Origin of the sequence: Streptomyces sp. NBC_01384 (genome assembly GCF_045040035.1) — a bacterium.
In the GTDB taxonomy this organism is placed as follows: domain Bacteria; phylum Actinomycetota; class Actinomycetes; order Streptomycetales; family Streptomycetaceae; genus Streptomyces.
The window spans coordinates 6,570,324-6,590,830 of sequence record NZ_CP109559.1 but is presented as its reverse complement, the minus strand read 5'-3'; the positions used below and the strand labels follow the sequence as shown (position 1 = coordinate 6,590,830).

Sequence of the window (20,507 nt, the reverse complement as noted above, 5' to 3'; positions counted from 1 at the left end):
CCGCGCCCCTGTGGGGCGCGGGTCGGCCTGCCGCACGGAGAGGAGACCCGCCGCCACCGCCACGGTCCCCGAGAGCGCGAAGCACAGGCCCACGGACAAGTGACCCACCAGGACTGCGACCCCCGCGGCACCGCCCGAACTCCCCGCGTTCACCGCGGTGTTGACCCAGGCTCCGGCCTGGGTGCGGTGGCCGGGCGGGGCCGCCTCGTCGGCGAGCGGCGCCGTTCATCAGGCCGCCCAGGGCGCTGTCCAGCGACAGCGCGGCGAGCACCCAGGACTTCGCCCCACACGGCGCGCGTCGTGGGCCCGAGGGGCGGTGTGCGGACGCCCGCGGCGACGGCGAGGGCGCCGAGTGCGGGGGCCGGTGCTCCGGGCCGCCAGGCCGCCGCCGCGTGGGCGCGAGCGGCCCCCACCCGTCCGCAGCCGGCAAAGGGCCTCGGGGGCTGGGGACGGAGCGCCCGGACAGGGGGCGGCGGGGGCGGGAAACCCCCGGCTCAGGCCTCCGTCAGTCCCTCCACCAGGGAATCCGCCGCCCGGTACGGATCCAGCTCCCCCGCCACGATCCGCTCCGCGAGCGCGCCGAGGTGCCGGTCGCCATGCAGGTCGCCGATCCGTTCCCGCAGGGCCGTCACCGCGATCGTCTCGACCTCGTGGGAGGCCCGGGCGAGGCGGCGCTCGGCGAGTACGCCGTGTTCCTCCATCCAGGCGCGGTGCTTCTCCAGGGCCTCGACGACCTCGTCGATGCCCTCGCCGCGCGCGGCGACCGTCTTGACGATCGGCGGGCGCCAGTCACCGGGGCCACGGGAATCGCCGAGTCCGAGCATGTGGTTCAGTTCGCGGACGGTCGCGTCGGCGCCGTCCCGGTCGGCCTTGTTGACCACGTACACATCGCCGATCTCCAGGATTCCGGCCTTCGCCGCCTGGATGCCGTCGCCCATGCCGGGGGCCAGCAACACCACGGACGTATCGGCCTGCGAGGCGATCTCGACCTCCGACTGGCCCACGCCGACCGTCTCGACCAGGATCACGTCACAGCCCGCCGCGTCCAGGACCCGGATCGCCTGGGGGGCGGCCCAGGCCAGACCGCCCAGGTGACCGCGGGTCGCCATCGAGCGGATGTAGACGCCGGGGTCGGAGGCGTGCTCGGACATCCGGACGCGGTCGCCGAGCAGCGCGCCTCCGGAGAAGGGCGAGGACGGGTCGACGGCCAGGACGCCGACCCGCTTGCCCTGCCGTCGGTACGCCGTCACCAGCGCCGAGGTCGAGGTCGACTTGCCGACGCCCGGAGAGCCGGTGAGCCCGACGACGTAGGCCCCGCCCGCCAGCGGCGCCAGCGTCGCCATGACCTCGCGGAGCTGCGGAGACGCCCCCTCCACCAGGGAGATCAGCCGGGCCACGGCCCGCGGCCGGCCTTCCCTGGCCTGGGCCACCAGCGAGGAGACGTCCTGCATCACAGCTCCGTTCAGAGTCGTACGACGGTCACGACAGTCACGACGGTTCCGAGTGTTACGGCGGTTCCGGCGGTCACTTATCGGAAGTGTCAGGCCTTGGATACCCGCACGATCAGTGCGTCACCCTGCCCACCGCCACCGCACAGCGCCGCCGCACCGATCCCGCCGCCGCGCCGCTTCAGCTCCAGTGCCAGGTGCAGGACGAGGCGGGCGCCGGACATCCCGATCGGGTGACCGAGGGCGATGGCGCCACCGTTGACGTTCACCTTTTCGGTGGATACCCCGAGGTCCTTCATTGACTGCACGGCGACCGCGGCGAACGCCTCGTTGATCTCGATGAGGTCGAGGTCCGAGACGTCCAGGCCCTCCTTCTTCAGGGCGTGCAGGATCGCGTTCGACGGCTGGGACTGGAGGGAGTTGTCGGGACCCGCGACGTTGCCGTGCGCGCCGATCTCCGCGATCCACTCCAGGCCCAGTTCCAGCGCCTTGGCCTTGCTCATCACGACCACGGCCGCCGCACCGTCCGAGATCTGCGAGGAGGTGCCCGCCGTGATCGTGCCGTCCCGGGTGAAGGCGGGACGCAGCTTCGCCAGCGACTCCACCGTGGTCTCGGCGCGGATGCCCTCGTCCTTGGTGAAGACGACGGGCTCGCCCTTGCGCTGCGGAATCTCCACGGGCGTGATCTCCGCCTCGAAGATGCCGTTCTTCTGGGCGGCGGCCGCACGCTGGTGCGAGAGCGCGGCCACTTCGTCCTGCTCGGGGCGGGCGATGCCCAGGCGCGTGTTGTGCTTCTCCGTCGACTCGCCCATGGCGATGTTCTCGAAGGGGTCGGTCAGACCGTCGTGCGCCATGGCGTCGAGCATCTCGATCGCGCCGTACTTGAAGCCCTCGCGGGACTTCGGGAGGAGGTGGGGGGCGTTCGTCATGGACTCCTGGCCGCCCGCGACCACGATGTCGAATTCGCCCGCTCGGATGAGCTGGTCCGCGAGCGCGATCGCGTCGAGCCCGGACAGGCACACCTTGTTGATCGTGAGCGCCGGGACGCTCATCGGGATGCCCGCCTTGACGGCGGCCTGGCGTGCCGGGATCTGCCCTGTCCCGGCCTGCAGCACCTGCCCCATGATGACGTACTGCACCTGGTCGCCGCCGATACCCGCACGGTCGAGGGCGGCCTTGATCGCGAAGCCACCGAGGTCGGCTCCGGAGAAGGACTTCAGCGAGCCGAGCAACCGTCCCATCGGGGTGCGGGCACCCGCGACGATCACGGAAGTCGTGCTGTTCGTTCCAGACATGAGGTGCGATCCCCTTCCAGCTTGTGACAGCTGAGGAGTGAACGAGGGTTTACTTGAATGTACTGAGCGGTAGGCCACCCGTCATCCGGCTGTCGGTGTGATCGCGCGCACGTTGCGTAACCGCCGCGAGAGCGCTGCACTGACTCCATGCTGACGCGAATCGACCACATCGGGATCGCCTGTTTCGACCTCGACAAGACTGTCGAGTTCTACCGGGCGACGTACGGCTTCGAGGTGTTCCACTCCGAGGTCAACGAGGAGCAGGGCGTGCGCGAGGCCATGCTCAAGATCAATGAGACCTCGGACGGCGGTGCCTCCTACCTCCAGCTGCTCGAACCGACCCGCGAGGACTCCGCCGTCGGGAAGTGGCTGGCGAAGAACGGTGAAGGCGTCCATCACATCGCGTTCGGAACAGCGGATGTCGATGCCGATGCCACCGACATCCGGGGCAAAGGCGTACGAGTCCTCTACGACGAGCCCCGACGCGGCTCCATGGGGTCCCGAATCACCTTCCTCCACCCCAAGGATTGCCACGGTGTCCTGACAGAACTGGTCACTTCGGCGGCTGTTGAGTCACCTGAGCACTGACCTCCGTATATCTGGGCCGGTAGGGTTGGGGGCGGCCGCTGCCATTTCGGGGTGGCCGAGGGCCCGTCCGAACGACGGGCCCTGAGGTCATGCCGCCCTCAGGGCGGCGTGGCCAAGGGCCGGGGTCCAGGTTTCGGGGGACGAGCGTCGGGGCGGCAGCCCGTGCTCCGCTGTTGATCTGACACCATTCCCCGGGGGTCCCGTTCGGCCGATGGACGGGGCTCGTTTGGAGAGACTTGCGACCAGGGGACGGATGGGACCGCGCAGTGCGGGGCTACGAACGCCAGGAGCGAGAGCCGGCGGCTGACGTCGACCACCTCTCTCGGTTCGAGGCCGAGATGGAACGGCTGAAGACCGAGCGGGAGAAGGCCGTCCAGCACGCCGAGGACCTCGGCTATCAGGTCGAGGTGCTGCGCGCCAAGCTGCACGAGGCGCGCCGCAGTCTGGCGACCCGGCCTGCCTACGACAGCGGCGGCGACCTCGGCTATCAGGCCGAGCAGTTGCTCCGTAATGCCCAGATCCAGGCCGATCAGCTGCGCGCCGACGCCGAGCGCGAGATGAGCCAGGCCCGGGCGCAGACGCAGCGCATCCTCCAGGAGCACGCCGAGCAGGCCGCCCGCCTGCAGGCCGAGCTGCACCAGGAGGCGGTCGCGCGCCGCCAGCAGCTCGACCAGGAGCTGGCGGAGCGCCGCCAGACCGTCGAGTCGCACGTCAACGAGAACGTGGCGTGGGCCGAGCAGCTGCGCGCCCGCAGCGAGCAGCAGGCCCGCCGGCTCCTGGAGGAGTCGCGTGCCGAGGCCGACCAGGCGCTGAGCGCCGCCCGCGCGGAGGCCGAGCGGGTCGCCGCCGAGGCCCGTCAGCGGCTGACGAACGACGCCGAGTCGGCCCGCGCTGAGGCCGAGGCGCTGCTGCGCCGGGCCCGCACCGACGCCGAGCGGCTGCTGAACGCGGCCTCGACGCAGGCGCAGGAGGCCACCGACCACGCCGAGCAGCTGCGCAGCTCCACGGCGAACGAGTCGGACGCCGCCCGCCGCCAGGCCACCGAGCTGAGCCGGGCCGCCGAGCAGCGCATGACGGCGGCCGAGTCGGCACTGCGCGAGGCGCGGGCCGAGGCGGACAAGGTCGTCACCGAGGCGAAGGACGCCGCGGCCAAGGCCCTGTCGAGCGCCGAGTCGGCGAACGAACAGCGCACGCGGACGGCGAAGGAACAGGTCGCCCGGCTGGTCAGCGAGGCCACCAAGGAGGCCGAGACCACCAAGTCCGAGGCCGAGCAGGCCGTCGCGGACGCCAAGACCAAGGCCGAGAAGATCGTCGCGGAGGCCGAGGAGACCGCCCGCAGTCTCACCGCCGAGGAGACCGCCTCCCAGCTCTCCAAGGCGGCCCGGACCGCCGAGGACGTTCTCGACAAGGCGTCCGAGGACGCCAAGGCGACCCGGAAGGCGGCGGCCGAGGAGGCCGAGCGCATCCGCACCGAGGCGGAGTCCGAGGCGGACCGGCTGCGTGCCGAGGCGCACGACATCGCCGAGCAGCTCAAGGGCACGGCGAAGGACGACACCAAGGAGTACCGCGCCAAGACGGTCGAGCTGCAGGAGGAGGCGCGCCGGCTGCGCGGCGAGGCCGAGCAGCTGCGCTCGGACGCCAATGCCGAGGGCGAGCGGATCCGCAGCGAGGCCCGGCGCGAGGCCGTCCAGCAGATCGAGGAGGCGGCCAGGACCGCCGAGGAGCTGCTCGCGAAGGCCAAGGCGGACGCGGACGAATTCCGGAACACGGCCACCACCGACAGCGAGCGCGTGCGCACCGAGGCCATCGAGCGCGCCACGACGCTGCGCCGCCAGGCCGAGGAGACCCTGGAGCGCACCCGCAAGGAGGCCGAGCGCAACCGCGAGGAGGCCGTCGAGCTCTCCGAGACGATCAAGGCGGAGGCCGAGCGGGCCGCCGAGGGGCTGCGCGAGGAGACCGAGCGGGCCATAGCGGCCCGCCGGGCGGAGGCCGCCGAGGAGCTGACCCGGCTGCACACCGAGGCCGAGCAGCGGCTCGCCTCGGCCGAGCAGGCGCTGAGCGACGCACGGGCGGAGTCCGAGCGGATCCGCCGCGAGGCCGCCGAGGAGACGGACCGGCTCCGTTCCGAGGCCGCCGAGCGGATCCGCACCCTGCAGGCGCAGGCCGAGGCGGAGGCGGAGCGGCTGCGCAACGAGGCCGCCGCGGATGCCGCCGCGTCGCGGGCCGAGGGCGAGAACATCGCCGTACGACTGCGGTCGGAGGCCGCGGCGGAGGCCGAGCGGCTCAAATCGGAGGCCCAGGACAGCGCCGACCGGGTACGGGCGGAGGCCCAGGCCGCGGCCGAGCGGCTGGCCATCGAGGGCGCGGAGACGCTGGCCGCCGCCCAGGAGGAGGCCGCCCGGCGCCGCCGCGAGGCCGAGGAACTCCTCGGCTCCGCGCGCCAGGAGGCCGACCAGGAGCGCGAGCGGGCCCGCGAGCAGAGCGAGGAGCTCCTCGCGTCCGCCCGCAACCGTGTCGAAGAGGCTCAGGCCGAGGCCGTACGGCTGGTCGAGGAGGCCGACCGGCGCGCGACCGAGATGGTCTCGAACGCCGAGCAGACCGCGCAGCAGGTGCGTGACTCCGTGGCGGGGCTGCACGAGCAGGCCCAGGAGGAGATCACGGGCCTGCGCAGTGCCGCCGAGCACGTGGCGGACCGGACCAGGACCGAGGCGCAGGAGGAGGCGGACCGGGTCCGCGCCGACGCGTACGCGGAGCGGGAGCGGGCGTCCGAGGACGCGAGCCGGATCCGGCGCGAGGCGGCCGAGGAGACGGACGCCGCCAAGTCGCTCGCGGAGCGCACGGTTTCGGACGCGATCGCCGAGTCCGAGCGGCTGCGTTCGGAGGCTGCCGAGCACGCCCAGCGGGTACGCACCGAGGCCTCCGACACCATCGCGAACGCCGAGCAGGACGCTTCGCGCACCCGTGCGGACGCCCGGGAGGACGCGAACCGGATCCGTTCGGACGCGGCCACGCAGGTGGACACGCTCATCAACGAGGCGCGCTCCGAGGCGGAGCGGCTGACGAACGAGACCAACGCCGAGGCCGAGCGGGTTCGCGCGGAATCCGTGGCCAAGGCCGATCAGCGGATCTCGGAGGCGACCGGGGACGCGGAGCGGCTGCGCGCCGAGGCCGCCGAGACGGTCGGTTCCGCGCAGCTGCACGCCGAGCGGATCCGCACCGAGTCCGAGCGGCTCAGGGCCGAGACCGAGGCGGAGGCCGAGCGGCTCACCTCGTCGGCGCGCGAGGAGGCGGACCGGACGCTGGACGCGGCGCGCCGGGAGGCCAACAAGCGGCGCTCCGAGGCGGCCGAGCAGGTCGACACCCTCATCTCCGAGACGGCGTCCGAGGCCGACAAGCTGCTCTCCGAGGCGCAGCAGAGCGCGCAGAAGACCACGGCGGACGCCGAGGCGCAGGCCGACAGCATGGTGGGCGCCGCACGCAATGAAGCCGAGCGGCTGGTCTCCGAATCGACCGTCGAGGGCAACTCCCTTGTGGAGCGGGCTCGTACGGACGCCGACGAGCTGCTGATCGGCGCGCGCCGGGACGCGACCGCCATAAGGGAGCGGGCGGAGGAGCTGCGCGACCGCATCACCACCGAGATCGAGGAGCTGCACGGGCGGGCCCGCCGCGAGTCGGCCGAGGCGATGAAGACGGCCGGCGAGCGCTGCGACGCGCTGGTGAAGGCCGCCGAGGAGCAGCTCGCCGAGGCCCAGGCGAAGGCGAAGGACCTGGTCTCGGAGGCCAACTCCGAGGCGAGCAAGGTACGCATCGCCGCGGTCAGGAAGGCGGAGGGGCTCCTCAAGGAGGCCGAGCAGAAGAAGAGCTCGCTCATCGCGGAGGCGACGGAGATCAAGGCCGAGGCCATCCGCGAGGCGCGGGCCGCGGTCGAGGAGGGCAAGCGCGAGCTGGAGGTGCTGATCCGCCGCCGCGAGGACATCAATGCCGAGATCTCCCGTGTCCAGGACGTCCTGGAGGCGTTGGAATCCTTTGAGGCCCCGTCCGGCAACAAGGACGGTGGGGTCAAAGCGGGCGCTGCCGCCGGCGCGACACGTTCGAGTGGCAAGTCGTCGGAGGGCTAGCCAGAAGCACCCATTCCGTGCTTTGTGCGGACCTTTGTCACAGGTCCTGGCAAGCCCTCTGACAGTTAGCCACCCAAAAGGAGTCTCATTCTCCAGATCAAACACGCATCCGCTCGATGACACACCGCTTTGGCCCCTAGGATTCCCCCTATCACCTCACCGGTCTCATTCGACAGGAACCCCATGAGCGACACTTCCCCCTACGGCTTCGAGCTTGTGCGGCGTGGGTACGACCGCGCTCAGGTGGACGAACGCATTTCGAAGCTCGTCTCCGACCGTGACAGCGCTCTGGCCCGAATCACTGCTCTCGAAAAGCGCATCGAGGAGCTCCACCTCGAGACGCAGAACGCCCAGGCCCAGGTCAGCGACGCGGAGCCGTCGTACGCGGGTCTCGGCGCACGCGTCGAGAAGATCCTCCGCCTCGCCGAGGAGGAGGCGAAGGATCTGCGCGAGGAGGCCCGTCGCGCGTCCGAGCAGCACCGTGAGCTCGCCGAGTCGGCCGCCCAGCAGGTCCGCAACGACGCAGAATCGTTCGCTGCGGACCGCAAGTCCAAGGCGGAGGACGAGGGCGTCCGGATCGTCGAGAAGGCCAAGAGCGACGCCTCGCAGCTGCGCCAGGAGGCGCAGAAGGACGCGCAGTCCAAGCGCGAGGAGGCGGACGCCCTCTTCGAGGAGACCCGTGCCAAGGCCGCGCAGGCCGCCGCCGACTTCGAGACGAACCTCGCCAAGCGCCGCGAGCAGTCCGAGCGCGACCTGGCCTCGCGCCAGGCCAAGGCCGAGAAGCGCCTCGCGGAGATCGAGCACCGTGCGGAGCAGCTCCGTCTGGAGGCCGAGAAGCTGCGCACGGACGCCGAGCGCCGCGCCCGCCAGACCGTCGAGACGGCCCAGCGCCAGGCCGAGGACATCGTGGCCGACGCGAACGCCAAGGCCGACCGCATCCGCTCGGAATCCGAGCGCGAGCTGGCGGCGCTGACGAACCGTCGCGACTCGATCAACGCGCAGCTCACGAACGTCCGCGAGATGCTCGCGACGCTCACGGGCGCCGCGGTGGCCGCCGCGAGCACGCCGGCCGAGGACGAGCCGATCTCGCGTGGGGTTCCGGCCCAGCAGACCCGGTAGTTCCGGTAGTAGTTCCTGGCATCGGCTGCGGCCCGCACCCTCCTCGGGTGCGGGCCGCAGCCGTACGTACGAGACCGGTGGCGCGCGCAGCCCCCACGGCGCAGCGGTCGAACTCGGTGAACAAGCGGCGAACACCTGCCCGCTCAAGTGGCACGGCCCCACGCGTCGTCCTACCGTGACCGCATGATCGAGCTCGAGGGGCTGACCAAGCGGTACGGCGAGAAGGTGGCGGTCAACCATCTGACCTTCACCGTCAGACCCGGCATCGTGACGGGGTTCCTCGGACCGAACGGCGCGGGCAAGTCCACGACCATGCGGATGATGCTCGGCCTCGACCGTCCCACCGCGGGTGACGTACGGATCGACGGGAAGCACTACGACCACCTCAAGGACCCGTTGAAGTACATCGGCGCCCTGCTGGACGCCAAGGCCATGCACGGCGGCCGCAGTGCCTTCAACCACCTCCTCTGCCTCGCCCAGAGCAACGGCATCCCCACGGCACGCGTGCACGAGGTCCTGGACACCGTGGGCCTCACCACGGTCGCCAGGAAGAAGGCCAAGGGCTTCTCGCTCGGCATGGGCCAACGGCTCGGCATCGCGGGCGCGCTGCTCGGCGACCCGCGGATCCTGATGTTCGACGAGCCGGTGAACGGCCTCGACCCCGAGGGCATCCACTGGATCCGCAACCTGATGAAGTCGCTGGCCGCCCAGGGCCGTACGGTCTTCGTCTCCTCGCACCTGATGAGCGAGATGGCGCTGACCGCCGACCACCTCGTCGTCATCGGCCAGGGGCGGCTCCTCGCCGACACCTCCATGGCCGACTTCATCCAGCAGAACTCCCGCAGTTACGTCCGTATCCGCTCACCCCAGCGCGAGCGGCTGCTCGACATACTGCACGGCGCCGGGATCACGGTCGTCGAGACGGGCAGCGGGATGCTGGAAGTGGACGGCTCGAAGTCCGAGCACATCGGCGAGCTGGCCGCGCAGCACCAGATCGTGCTGCACGAGCTCAGTCCGCAGCAGGCCTCCCTGGAGGAGGCGTTCATGCGGCTGACCGCGGAGTCGGTGGAGTACCACGCACACACCGAGGCCCCGCCCCAGGAGTGGGGCGACGGCTGGAACAAGGAGACCTGAGCATGGCGGCGACCCAGGTCCTCAAGTCCGAGTGGACCAAGATCCGGTCCGTCGCGTCCACCGTCTGGACGCTCAGTCTGGCCGCGGTGGTCACGATCGCGCTCGGCATCCTGATCTCGCTGCTGTCGAAGAACGAGTTCGACAAGATGAGCGAGAAGGACCGGCTCTCCTTCGACCCGACGTTCATCAGTTTCGCGGGGATGAGCCTCGGTCAGCTCGCGATGATCGTGTTCGGGGTGCTCGTCGTCGGCAACGAGTACAGCACCGGAATGATCCGCACCTCGCTGGCCGCGGTCCCGCAGCGCGGCACGTTCCTCTTCGGCAAGATCGCGGTGGCGACGGGGCTCGCCCTCGTCGTCGGCATGATCACCAGCTTCATCGCCTTCTTCCTGGGACAGGCGGCGCTCGGCACGCACAGCGCGTCGATCAGCGACTCCGGAGTGCTGCGCGCGGTGATCGGCGGCGGGCTCTACATGACGCTCATCGCGGTCTTCTCGATGGGCGTCGCGACGATGCTGCGCAGCCCGATGCTCTCGCTCGGCATCCTGATGCCGTTCTTCTTCCTGATCTCCAACATCCTCGGCGCGGTCTCCGCGACCAAGAAGATCGGCCGCTATCTCCCCGACCAGGCCGGCAGCAAGATCATGCGGGTGGTGACCCCGATCGGCGACGACACCCCGTACGGGCCCTGGGGCGGCCTCGCGATCATGGTGCTGTGGGTGGTCGCGGCACTCATCGGCGGCTACGCCCTGCTCAAGAAACGGGACGCGTAGCGACGGGTACCTGACAAACACAAGGATGCAGGTAAGACGCCGAGTAAGACCCTTACTCGATCTCTCCCCCGCGTGACCTGCACACTTTTACTTTCTCTTGAGTGGAACCGTCAGCGCCCCGATATCCTCCTAACCCTTACGGGGGCGTGTGCCCCGACGTCCTGAACCTTTCGATGGGTGCGGAGCATGATCGAGGCAGTCGGCCTGACGAAGCGCTACGGCGCCAAGACGGCCGTGTACAACCTTTCCTTCCAGGTGCGGCCGGGCGCCGTCACCGGCTTCCTCGGGCCCAACGGCTCGGGCAAGTCGACGACGATGCGGATGATCCTCGGCCTCGACAACCCCTCCTCGGGGCAGGTGACCATCGGCGGCTTCCCCTACCGCAAGCTGCCGAACGCGCCCCGCCAGGTCGGCGCCCTCCTCGACGCCAAGGCCGTGCACGGCGGCCGGCACGCCCGCAACCACCTGCTCTGCCTCGCCCAGCTGTCCGGCATCCCGGCCCGGCGCGTGGACGAGGTCCTCGGTGTCGTCGGACTCCAGGACGTGGCGAAAAAGCGCTCCAAGGGATTCTCGCTCGGCATGGGGCAGCGCCTCGGCATCGCGGCCGCCCTCCTCGGCGACCCCCAGGTGCTGCTCTTCGACGAGCCGGTCAACGGCCTCGACCCCGAGGGCATCCTCTGGGTCCGCAACCTGATGAAGGCGCTCGCGGCGGAGGGCCGTACGGTCTTCGTCTCCTCGCACCTGATGAGCGAGATGGCGCTGACCGCCGACCACCTCATCGTGATCGGCCGCGGCCAGCTGCTCGCCGACCAGAACATCAAGGACTTCATCTCGCACAACTCCGCCGACTTCGCCCGGGTCCGCACCCCGGAAACGGAGCCGCAGCAGCGCGAGAAGCTGACGGCCGCCCTCACCGAGGCGGGCGGCCAGGTGCTGCCCGAGCAGGACGGCGCGCTGCGCGTGATGGGCCTGCCGCTCCCCCGTATCAGCGACCTCGCACACTCCGCCGACGTACGCCTGTGGGAGCTGTCGCCGCACCAGGCCTCGCTGGAGGAGGCGTACATGCGGATGACTCAGGGCGCCGTCGACTACCGCTCGACCATCGACCAGAAGGCCGGACTCCAGCAGGAGCTGCCGCCGGGCGCCATGCCGCCGCCGCAGCTGCCGGTACCGGGACAGGGCCAGCCCGGCTGGTACGCCCCGCCGCCTCCCCAGCAGGGCGGCCGGCCGTTCGCGATGCCGCAGGGCGCACCGCAGGCGGGCCCGTACGGCGCTCCGGCCGCGCCCGGCGCCACGGACGCCAACCCGTACGCCCGGCCCGCGTCCCAGGCCTCCGCACAGCCGCCCGCGGCCCCTGCCGCGCCCACTGAGCCTGCCGCCCCCGCCGCCGCTCCCGACCTGACCAAGCCCGAGGACGCCCGATGAGCACGCCCCAGCCCCCGATGCCGCAGCAGGCCGCCGGTGCCCCCAACTGGCAGGCGGCGCCCGGCACTTCGTACGCCTCGCCGATCCCGATCACCCGCACCCACCTCGGCCACGCGCTCAACTCCGAGTGGACGAAGATCAAGTCGGTGCGTTCCACGATCTGGACGCTCGGCACCTTCCTGCTGCTGGTGATCGGCATCGGCTTCCTGGTCGCCGCGCAGACCCGGGACTCCGACTTCAGCGACGTGCCATACACGATTCCGGCCTTCTTCGGGCTGATCCTCGGCCAGATCTGTCTGATCACGCTGGGCGTCCTGGTGGTCTCGTCCGAGTACGGCACGGGCATGATCCGGACCACCTTCACCGCCTCGCCGCAGCGGTACCGGGTGCTCACCGCCAAGCTGATCATCTTCTTCGCGGTGGCGTTCACCGTCTCGGTGTTCTCCATCGTCCTGGTCGGCCTCATGACCTCGGCCATGCACGGCGGTTCCTCGAACGTCTCGTGGGGCGGCACGGTCATCAAGGGCGCGCTGTACGTCTCGCTGCTCGGGGTTCTCTCGCTCGCGGTGGGCTCGATGCTGCGGCACTCGGCGGGCGCGATCACCACGATGCTCGGTGTCGTCCTGGTGCCCTCGATCCTGCCCGCGTTCCTGATGATGTCCCAGAGCATGCGCACGATCGGCGAGAAGATGCAGGAGTACGCCGCTCCCAACGCCCTCGCCAGGATCTTCGCGCTGAACAGCGAGAACGGGAACGGCGGCGCGCAGCTCGGCCTGCTCGCCGGGGTGACGGCGGCGGCGATCGCCGGTGCGTACGTCCTGCTGGAGCGCCGGGACGTGTGAGGTCGCCCCGCCCCGCCCCGACCTGACCTGACCTGACCTGACCTGACCTGAAGTCGCCTAGAACCTGGGCGCGTTACGGGACCGCTGCACCCGCGAGGTGCGGCGGTCCTTCGCGTTCCAGCAGGCCTTGTGCCAGTGGCGGCGTTCGTCGACGCCCGAGTGCTCGGGCCAGGCCACCACGTGCGGGAGGCCGGAGGGGATCATCTGGTCGCAGCCCGGGCAGCGGTAGGTCTTGCCCTCGGCGCTGGCGCCCGCCACATGGCGCACGCTCCACTCCTCGCCCCGCCAGCTCTCCGTGGACTGCCAGCCGCCGTACCGCCCGGAGCGGTCGTCTTCCGCACTCGGGCCGGAGGAGTCGGAACCCTTGGGACGGTTGCGACGCGGGGACACAGGACACCTCACGGAGCTGTACAGGGGGCAGGGTCTTCTCCAGCCTACGCGGAGCAGACAGGGGTAGTCGTACTCCACCAACCCCCACAGATTGCCCTCCCGTCGGCCCATTCTGCAGACAATCCGCAAATCTCTCCGACAAGCCGTGTCCTCGGCACGTGTCGGGCGGTTATGCCGGTGGGGGAGCTCCGCGTCGGAGCCGAGGAAGCGGGAAGCACCATGCACGTTGGAAGTTTTGTACTGGCGGCCCAGTTCCCGGGCCAGGGTCAGGGGGAGGCCCTGCACCGCGCGGTACGCACCGCCGAGGTCGCCGAGGAGGCGGGGCTCGACGCGGTGTGGCTGGCCGAGCACCACTTCGTACCGTACGGGACCTGCCCGTCGGCCGTCACCCTCGCCGCCCTGCTGCTCGGCCGCACCCACCGCCTCCGCGTCGGTACGGCGGTGAGCGTACTGCCCACCGTCCACCCCGTGGCCCTCGGCGAGCAGGCCGCGCTGCTGCACGTGACGTCCGGCGGCCGCTTCACGCTCGGCGTGGGGCGCGGCGGGCCCTGGGTGGACCTGGAGGTCTTCGGCTCAGGACTGGAGGCGTACGAGAAGGGGTTCCCGGAATCACTCGATCTGCTGGTGCGCTGGCTGCGCGAGCCGTCCGTGGCGGGCCTGGGCGAGCGGTTCAGGTTCCGCGAAGTGCCCGTCGTACCCCGGCCGTCGGAGGCGCTGAGCGGCTCCCCCGACCCCGAGGTCGTCGTCGCCTGCACCTCACCGGCGAGCGTACGGCTCGCGGCCGAGCGCGGGCTGCCGATGCTCCTCGGGATGCATGTCGGTGACGAGGAGAAGGCCGAAATGGTGGCCCTGTGGCGGCAGCATGCGCGTGTGGCGGGCCGCCCGGCCGACGAGATCTTCGGCGCCGCCCATGTCTCGGCCGGGGTCTGCCAGATCGCGGACCGCCGCACCGACGCCGTCGAGGCGCTCCTCAAGGCGATGCCGGGCTGGCTGAAACAAGGGCTGGACGCGCATGTGACGGTCGACGGCCGCGCCCGCGCGATGCGCGACCCGCTGGCGTACACCGAACTGCTCTGCGGGCTGCACCCCGTGGGCACGCCGCGCCTGTGCGCCGACCGCCTCGCGGCGACATCGGAACGCACCGGTATCTCCCGCTTCGCCCTCCTTGTCGAGGGCTCGGGCGACCTGGCGGCGACGGAGGAGAACGTACGGCGGCTGGGCGCCGAGGTGCTCCCCCACCTCGGCTGAGCCGGGTGACGGGGGTGGTACGGGCCCCGGGTGAGGGCGAGGGCGCCCCGGGCCCGGTTGAAGGTCCCCAGGGCCCCGTACGGGTGCCTCGCGGGCGAACGGCCCCCATCCGGAGGAGGGGCGCCAGAACCCCAACGAGCCTCCCCCACAGCCGAGTTGTCCCGCCCCGCGTCCCGCTGTCGGCTCGGCGAACCCGTGGGGGCCTGCCGCCCCGTACAAATGCACCTCCCGCGTACGGAGCGGCAAGCGATGCGGCATCAAGGCGCCACGTCAGCAGTCTCGGAACTCCGGCGACTGGTTCAGCAGCTGACTGCGCACCGAGGTGAAGCGTGCCAGCGTGTCGTCCACTGAGGCGTCCAGTGGGAACACCGCCACCCGATGGCAGTTCTGGAAGGCCAGCCGCACACCGAAGTGCCGCTGCAGCGCGCCGCGTATCGCGTCACTCGCGAGCGCACGCAGCAGCTGGCCACGCGCCTGCTCGTCCGGCGGAGGCGTCTGGTTGTCGGCGAAGTTGCCGCCGTCCACCTTCAGCTGAGCCACCAGGGAGCTGATCATCTCCCATGCGTAGGGCAGGGAGGTCCGGACGCAGTCGACGAATTCAGCTTCGTCGACCTCGCCTCGCTCGGCCTTTTCGAGTAGGGCCGGTGAGACGTCGAGCGACATGGGTTCTCCTCTCGCACCCCCAGACCTCGGGGGTTGCCGGACAGGTACGGGAATTCGCGATATCGAACACTCTCAGTACATGCATCGCGACCTCCCGTTTATACGGTAAGCAGCGGACCGTGACGGCACCAGGAGAATGCGCACATAGCGAACTCTCAGTAGGCACACAATCAGCCACGACCGAACAGGCGTCTTTCAGGATCAAAGGGGTGGGCCCGCAGGGCCCTCGGTTGAGGGTGGTGGTGGGAGACGGGCGGGCGAATCGCGTGGACCTCTGCCCGTCGAGTAGCGTTGCCGACCATGCGTCTCGTCATTGCCCGCTGCTCCGTTGACTACGCGGGCCGGCTCACCGCCCATCTCCCGTCGGCCCCCCGCCTCATCCTGGTGAAGGCGGACGGCAGCGTCTCGATCCACGCGGACGACCGGGCCTACAAGCCCCTCAACTGGATGTCGCCGCCCTGCACCCTGAAGGAGGGGTCCGGCGACGAGGAAGGTGTCTGGACCGTCATCAACAAGGCGGGCGAGAAACTCATCATCACGATGGAGGAGATCCTCCACGACTCCTCGCACGAACTCGGCGTGGACCCCGGCCTGATCAAGGACGGCGTGGAAGCGCACCTCCAGGAGCTCCTCGCCGACCGCATCGAAACCCTCGGCGAGGGCTACACGCTCATCCGCCGCGAGTACATGACGGCCATCGGCCCCGTCGACATCCTGTGCCGCGACGCCGAGGGCCAGACCGTCGCCATCGAGATCAAGCGGCGCGGCGAGATCGACGGCGTGGAGCAGCTCACCCGCTACCTCGAGCTGCTCAACCGCGACCCGCACCTCGCGCCGGTCCGCGGCATCTTCGCCGCCCAGGAGATCAAGCCGCAGGCCCGGGTCCTCGCCACGGACCGCGGCATCGGCTGCACCGTCCTGGACTACAACGGGCTGCGCGGCATCGAGGACGACAAACTGCGGCTGTTCTGACCCGACGACAGGAGGGAGGGCCGGGTCCGCGTCGGACCCGGCCCTCCCTCTTGTCACACTCCTCAGATCACCGAGCCACCCGGCGACCCGGCGGCGCCGCTGCTCGCCGGGACGCTCGCCGCGCTGCTCTGCGGCGCGCCGGCGGTGGTGCTCGCCGGGATGCTGGAGGCGGGGCCGCTGGCGGAGTTCGACGTGGTCGGCGTCGTCGACGGGGTGGGTGAGGCGGAGGGGGACGGCGATGTCGTAGAGCCCGTCGGGCTCGTCGACGAGGACGGACTCGTCGACTTCGAAGGCGTCGGCGACGGGCTCTTGGACGGCGACGTCGAAGCCGACTTGGACGGCGACGTCGACGTACCGCCACCCGACTTCGTCCCAGTCGGGTTGTCCGACGGCTGCCGGCTCGTGCCGGCCGGCGGTGTCGGGTCGTCCGAGGTCCCGTACGTGCCGTCAGGGCCCGGATCCGTCGGCACGGTCACCACGCCCGTGTCGCTGCCGCCGCCCTTCTTGGCCTTGTCCGCGCCCAGGCTGTCGTCCTGGCCGCCCTGGCTGGCCGAGGGGTTGACGCCGACCTTCTCGGACGGGGTGTCGTTGTTGTTGTTCGAGGTCGCGCCGAGCGTCACCACGGTGCCGAGCACGGCGGCGAGGAGCGCGCCCGCGCCCGCGGCGACCAGGTTGCGCCGGGTGCCGCTCACCAGCCGTCCGGCGACGCTCACCCGCTTCGACGCCAGGCCCGGTTCGACCCGGTTGGTGACCAGCGTCGAGGCCTCCCCGGCCGGGGCGGGCAGGCCGAACGCGGCCGGTACGCCACCGGGCGGCGACGCCGACTCCTCGTGCCGCGCGTCGGGCACCTCCTCGCCCGCCGCCGTACGCCCGCCGGGCAGGACGGCCCCGGAGCGGTCGGCGACCAGCGCGAGGGCGCGGCGGCCCGCGACGGTGCCGCGCTTGTCGGCGAGGGCGCCGCGCAGCCCGATGGAGGCCTCCAGCTCGGCGCGGGCCCGGTCCAGCTGGCCGTCGCAGAGCGCGAGGATGCCCAACTCGTGGTGGAAGTAGGCCTGTTCGCCCACGTCATCGGCGAGCCGGGAGGCCTCGGCACCGGCCCGCAGCGCCCGCTCCCAGGCACTCCAGTGCAGCCCTCCGGCGAACGCGGGCGCCGCCGTGCGGGCCAGCTGCACGGCGATGCTCTCGTCCTGCTCGTCGAGGGGCGGCGTGGTGAGCGGAACCAGGACGGTGAGCGCGGCGAGCACGGCGTCGGCCTCGGCGCAGACCCGCTCCGGGGTGACCGAGGGGTGCCCGGCCCACCAGGTGTAGTGCCGGGCCGCGGTACGGGCCTGCTCCTCCAGCCCGTCGGCGTATCCGGCGGCCTCCAGCTGGGCCTGCACGCCGGCCGCGAGCCGGTAGCGGGAGCCGACCGGGGAGACCAGCGCGCAGTTCGCCAGCTCGGCCAGCGCGGCGTCGGCGTGGGTGTCGTCCACGAGGGCGGGCAGATGCGTCTGGTGCGGCACCTCACCGCCGAGGGCGACCGCGAAGCGCAGGGTGGCGCGGGCCCACTCGCTGAGCCGGGAGGCGAGCAGCGCGGCGGGCGCGGCCCCTTCGGCGAGCGAGGGCAGCGGTACGTCATGGCCGACGCCGGTGTCGAAGGGCGCGTCGACCGGCACGTCGACCGGGGCGTCCTGGAAGACGCCGAACTCGTCGAAGGCGTCCTCGTCGGCCTGCATCTGGTCGCGATGTCGCAGCAGCGCCCCGGCCTGCATGAAGCGCAGCGGCAGGCCCTCGGACTCGAACCAGAGGTCGCCCGCCCAGTTGGACTCCTCCTCGGTCAGCACGCGGCCGACGGCCCGTTCCAGGAGCTCCAGACCGCCGCTGCGGTCGAGTCCGCTGAGGAACACCTCTTCGAGGAGGGAGTCGGTGGACGGCGCGGGGACGTCGGGGGTCGCGGCGATGAGGAAGGCGCACTCGGGTGTGGCGTCGAGGAGTTCGTCGAGCGCGCCGCCTCCGATCTCCACGTCGTCGAGGACGACGACCGCGCCGATGCCGTGGACGAGTTCGAGCAACTCGTCCCGTTCCGGCCGGTGCAGGGGCGCGTTGTAGACGGCGGCGAACAGGTCGTGGAGCAGGTCGCTCGCGGTCCGCCGGTATCCGGACAGGCGGACGACGCCGTCGGGGGCGAGGTCGGCGCAGTCCTCGGCGACGGCTTCGAGCAGGCTGGTGCGGCCTGAGCCGGCGGGACCGGTGAGGCGTACGGAACGGCCGCGCGCCAGCAGGCGGACGAGCCGCTCGCGCTCCTCCTGGCGTTCCAGGAGCGGCAGCCGGGGCTGGGCCGGTCCCGGCGGTACGGGCGGCTGAGCGGCGCGGGCCAGTTCGGCGCGCTCGGTGGCACTGAACTTCGTGGGCCGCTGCGGCCGCTCTCCCGGCGGGCAGGCCTCTATCTCGCTGCCGTCGACGGGGTTGACAGTGAGCAGGAAGTCGCCCGAGACGAGCTGGACGGTACGGGCGAGTGCGGGCGTGTGCTGACCCAGGTCGGCGGTGAGCGGATCGCGTGGCGGGCGCGAGCGAGGCGCCTGGCCGTCGTCGTCATGGCCGTACTTTTCGGGTCCCGGGTTGATCGGTTCCATGTTCCAAGCCCCCCAAAAGCGTCGTGTGCGAGTTCTGTCGCCGGGAGTCCGGTGACAGGACCCAGGCCCCTCCCGGCCTTGCTGCACACCGCGCTGTCGCTTCTGGTCCGGTGCCCGCCCGTAGGGTTTCGGGTGGCGGGCAGCCGAACCCTAAACCTTTGCACAGTATCTACGAGCAGCCGGGGTACCGCGCCGTCCGAGACGTCACAGTCTCGTGAGGATTGCGCGCGAGGTGCGTTTCGTACGCTGTTCAGGACGCGTACGCCGGGTCATACCCGGGGCAGTGATTCGACCCCGATGCCGCCCTCGATCGCCAGGATCCGGTGCAGTCGGGTGGCCACCAGCAGGCGCTGCATCTGCGGTGGTACGCCGCGCAGCACGAGCCGTCGGCCGCACCGCCCGGCCCGTCGGTGGGCCCCCATGATGACACCGAGGCCGGTGGCGTCCCAGGAGTCCAGCTCGGACAGGTCCAGCACCAGGTCGCCGGCTCCGTCGTCGACGGCCGAGTGCAGGACCGTACGGGCGTCCGCCGCGCTGCGTACGTCGAGGCGGCCCCCGACGACCAGTTCGGCGTGGTCGCCCCTGATGTACATATGCGCTCCCCGAGAGTGCGTCTCGTACGCTGCGTCAGTCTGCGTTTTGCGTGTGCACCGTCTGACTGCCTTGAGGCCGCAGAGGTTGCCGTCTGTGAGCGAACCGATACCGAATTCACCTCATGGGGTGACACCCCAGAGGCACGTGCGGTTTCCGCGACGGATGATGCTTGATTCAGTGCGTGATGCAGTGCGTGATTCAGTGCTTGTAGAAGCCCTGCCCGCTCTTGCGCCCGATGTCACCGGCATCAACCATCCGGCGCATCAGCTCCGGCGGGGCGAACTTCTCGTCCTGGGTCTCGGTGTAGATGTTGCCGGTGGCGTGCAGGAGGATGTCGACGCCCGTGAGGTCGGCCGTGGCGAGGGGGCCCATGGCGTGACCGAAGCCCAGCTTGCAGGCGAGGTCGATGTCCTCGGCGGTGGCCACGCCGGACTCGTACAGCTTGGTGGCCTCGACGACGAGCGCCGAGATGAGGCGGGTCGTCACGAAGCCGGCCACGTCACGGTTGACGACGATGCAGGTCTTGCCGACGGACTCGGCGAACTCCCGCGCGGTGGCGAGGGTTGCGTCGCTCGTCTTGTAGCCGCGCACCAGCTCGCACAGCTGCATCATCGGCACGGGTGAGAAGAAGTGCACACCGACGACCCGCTCGGGGCGCTCGGTGGCCGCGGCGATCTTGGTGATCGGGATGGCGGAGGTGTTGGAGGCGAGCACGGTGTCGTCCCGCACGATCTTGTCGAGCGCGCGGAAGATCTCGTGCTTGACCTCAAGCTTCTCGAAGACGGCCTCGACGACGACGTCCGCGTCGGCGACGGCGTCGAGGTCGGTGGTCGCGGTGATCCGGGCGAGCGCGGCATCGGCGTCGTGCGCCTCCAGCTTGCCCTTGCTCACGAACTTGTCGTACGAGGCCTTGATCCCGTCAAGGCCACGCGTGAGCGCCTCGTCGGTGACATCCCGCAGAACGACGTCCCAGCCCGCCTGCGCGGACACCTGGGCGATACCGGACCCCATGAGCCCGGCTCCGATGACGGCGAGCTTCCCTGCCACTGTGCGACTCCCCTGACGCGCTGTTTATATCTGCTTCTCGGGCGGACACTAGCGCTCGTGAGGGCCCGTGTGACCCCTAAGTAATGCGTGTCACGGTCTCACGCCCTGAGACGGTCGTCACGTCTCGACCGACGGACTTGGAGATCCTCCCCCGGCCGGAGCCGAAGGAATTCCGGCCTCGGCGGTCGGGGCGTCAATCCCCTGCGGTTTCAAGCTGGTTGGCGCTTCGCGGACCGAAT

16 protein-coding genes are annotated in these 20,507 nt (G+C 70.9%); 9 read left to right on the top strand and 7 right to left on the bottom strand.

What is annotated here, in order from left to right:
- Positions 1–494 precede the first annotated feature (494 nt).
- Positions 495–1,451: a methylmalonyl Co-A mutase-associated GTPase MeaB gene (gene meaB, locus OG747_RS30290; RefSeq protein WP_405882537.1), complete on the bottom strand. Its 957-nt coding sequence runs from the start codon at positions 1,449–1,451 to the stop codon at positions 495–497.
- An 89-nt stretch (positions 1,452–1,540) separates the two neighbouring features.
- Positions 1,541–2,743, bottom strand: coding sequence for an acetyl-CoA C-acetyltransferase (locus OG747_RS30285; RefSeq protein ID WP_405882536.1), 1,203 nt, complete (start codon positions 2,741–2,743; stop codon positions 1,541–1,543).
- Positions 2,744–2,890: 147 nt separating this feature from the next.
- On the opposite strand from OG747_RS30285, the gene mce reads away from it, so the two are divergent.
- From mce to OG747_RS30250, 7 genes are all read left to right on the top strand, one after another.
- Positions 2,891–3,331, top strand: a complete 441-nt coding sequence (gene mce / locus OG747_RS30280; protein ID WP_405882535.1) for a methylmalonyl-CoA epimerase — start codon at positions 2,891–2,893, stop codon at positions 3,329–3,331.
- 266 nt (positions 3,332–3,597) lie between these two features.
- Positions 3,598–7,449 (top strand): polarized growth protein Scy, encoded by a 3,852-nt coding sequence (gene scy / locus OG747_RS30275; RefSeq protein ID WP_405882534.1) that lies wholly within the window; start codon positions 3,598–3,600, stop codon positions 7,447–7,449.
- A gap of 183 nt (positions 7,450–7,632) precedes the next feature.
- The gene (locus OG747_RS30270; RefSeq protein ID WP_099920630.1) at positions 7,633–8,568 is read left to right on the top strand and encodes a cellulose-binding protein; all 936 of its coding nucleotides are present in this window, start codon (positions 7,633–7,635) and stop codon (positions 8,566–8,568) included.
- A gap of 183 nt (positions 8,569–8,751) precedes the next feature.
- A complete protein-coding gene (locus tag OG747_RS30265) occupies positions 8,752–9,702 on the top strand; it encodes an ABC transporter ATP-binding protein (RefSeq protein ID WP_405882533.1) in 951 nt (316 codons plus the stop codon).
- Positions 9,703–9,704: 2 nt separating this feature from the next.
- A complete protein-coding gene (locus OG747_RS30260; RefSeq protein WP_405882532.1) occupies positions 9,705–10,475 on the top strand; it encodes an ABC transporter permease in 771 nt (256 codons plus the stop codon).
- Between the two features lie 186 nt (positions 10,476–10,661).
- Positions 10,662–11,900 carry an ABC transporter ATP-binding protein gene (locus OG747_RS30255; RefSeq protein WP_405882531.1) on the top strand — a complete coding sequence of 413 codons (1,239 nt, stop codon included), beginning with the start codon at positions 10,662–10,664 and terminating at the stop codon, positions 11,898–11,900.
- Positions 11,897–12,742: an ABC transporter permease gene (locus OG747_RS30250; RefSeq protein WP_405882530.1), complete on the top strand. Its 846-nt coding sequence runs from the start codon at positions 11,897–11,899 to the stop codon at positions 12,740–12,742. Before OG747_RS30255 ends, OG747_RS30250 begins: the two co-directional genes overlap by 4 nt.
- Before the next feature lie 57 nt (positions 12,743–12,799).
- Here the strand turns inward: OG747_RS30250 and OG747_RS30245 are convergent, their stop codons facing one another.
- The gene (locus OG747_RS30245) at positions 12,800–13,132 is read right to left on the bottom strand and encodes an ATP/GTP-binding protein (protein WP_405882529.1); all 333 of its coding nucleotides are present in this window, start codon (positions 13,130–13,132) and stop codon (positions 12,800–12,802) included.
- A 219-nt stretch (positions 13,133–13,351) separates the two neighbouring features.
- Between OG747_RS30245 and OG747_RS30240 the strand changes: the two genes are divergently transcribed.
- On the top strand, positions 13,352–14,380 hold the full coding sequence (locus tag OG747_RS30240) for an LLM class flavin-dependent oxidoreductase (RefSeq protein WP_405882528.1): 1,029 nt from the start codon (positions 13,352–13,354) through the stop codon (positions 14,378–14,380).
- Positions 14,381–14,650: 270 nt separating this feature from the next.
- Here the strand turns inward: OG747_RS30240 and OG747_RS30235 are convergent, their stop codons facing one another.
- Positions 14,651–15,043: an SCO5389 family protein gene (locus OG747_RS30235; protein ID WP_101400700.1), complete on the bottom strand. Its 393-nt coding sequence runs from the start codon at positions 15,041–15,043 to the stop codon at positions 14,651–14,653.
- Between the two features lie 300 nt (positions 15,044–15,343).
- Here OG747_RS30235 and nucS point away from each other — a divergent pair, with 300 nt between their 5' ends.
- On the top strand, positions 15,344–16,015 hold the full coding sequence (nucS, locus tag OG747_RS30230; RefSeq protein WP_405882527.1) for an endonuclease NucS: 672 nt from the start codon (positions 15,344–15,346) through the stop codon (positions 16,013–16,015).
- 62 nt (positions 16,016–16,077) lie between these two features.
- Here nucS and OG747_RS30225 read toward each other — a convergent pair whose 3' ends face one another.
- The 3 genes from OG747_RS30225 to OG747_RS30215 all read right to left on the bottom strand — a co-directional run bounded on the left by OG747_RS30225 (position 16,078) and on the right by OG747_RS30215 (position 20,268).
- Positions 16,078–18,627, bottom strand: a complete 2,550-nt coding sequence (locus OG747_RS30225; RefSeq protein ID WP_405882526.1) for an ATP-binding protein — start codon at positions 18,625–18,627, stop codon at positions 16,078–16,080.
- A gap of 269 nt (positions 18,628–18,896) precedes the next feature.
- Positions 18,897–19,220 (bottom strand): STAS domain-containing protein, encoded by a 324-nt coding sequence (locus OG747_RS30220; protein WP_261707178.1) that lies wholly within the window; start codon positions 19,218–19,220, stop codon positions 18,897–18,899.
- 199 nt (positions 19,221–19,419) lie between these two features.
- A complete protein-coding gene (locus OG747_RS30215; protein ID WP_405882525.1) occupies positions 19,420–20,268 on the bottom strand; it encodes a 3-hydroxyacyl-CoA dehydrogenase family protein in 849 nt (282 codons plus the stop codon).
- Between the last annotated feature and the right edge of the window lie 239 nt (positions 20,269–20,507).

Coding starts and splice junctions, on each gene's coding strand:
- meaB (WP_405882537.1), bottom strand. CDS start 1,451: ATGCAGGACGTCTCCTCGCTGGTGGCCCAGGCCAGGGAAGGCCGGCCG.
- OG747_RS30285 (WP_405882536.1), bottom strand. CDS start 2,743: ATGTCTGGAACGAACAGCACGACTTCCGTGATCGTCGCGGGTGCCCGC.
- mce (WP_405882535.1), top strand. CDS start 2,891: ATGCTGACGCGAATCGACCACATCGGGATCGCCTGTTTCGACCTCGAC.
- OG747_RS30270 (WP_099920630.1), top strand. CDS start 7,633: ATGAGCGACACTTCCCCCTACGGCTTCGAGCTTGTGCGGCGTGGGTAC.
- OG747_RS30265 (WP_405882533.1), top strand. CDS start 8,752: ATGATCGAGCTCGAGGGGCTGACCAAGCGGTACGGCGAGAAGGTGGCG.
- OG747_RS30260 (WP_405882532.1), top strand. CDS start 9,705: ATGGCGGCGACCCAGGTCCTCAAGTCCGAGTGGACCAAGATCCGGTCC.
- OG747_RS30255 (WP_405882531.1), top strand. CDS start 10,662: ATGATCGAGGCAGTCGGCCTGACGAAGCGCTACGGCGCCAAGACGGCC.
- OG747_RS30250 (WP_405882530.1), top strand. CDS start 11,897: ATGAGCACGCCCCAGCCCCCGATGCCGCAGCAGGCCGCCGGTGCCCCC.
- OG747_RS30240 (WP_405882528.1), top strand. CDS start 13,352: ATGCACGTTGGAAGTTTTGTACTGGCGGCCCAGTTCCCGGGCCAGGGT.
- OG747_RS30235 (WP_101400700.1), bottom strand. CDS start 15,043: ATGTCGCTCGACGTCTCACCGGCCCTACTCGAAAAGGCCGAGCGAGGC.
- nucS (WP_405882527.1), top strand. CDS start 15,344: ATGCGTCTCGTCATTGCCCGCTGCTCCGTTGACTACGCGGGCCGGCTC.
- OG747_RS30225 (WP_405882526.1), bottom strand. CDS start 18,627: ATGGAACCGATCAACCCGGGACCCGAAAAGTACGGCCATGACGACGAC.
- OG747_RS30220 (WP_261707178.1), bottom strand. CDS start 19,220: ATGTACATCAGGGGCGACCACGCCGAACTGGTCGTCGGGGGCCGCCTC.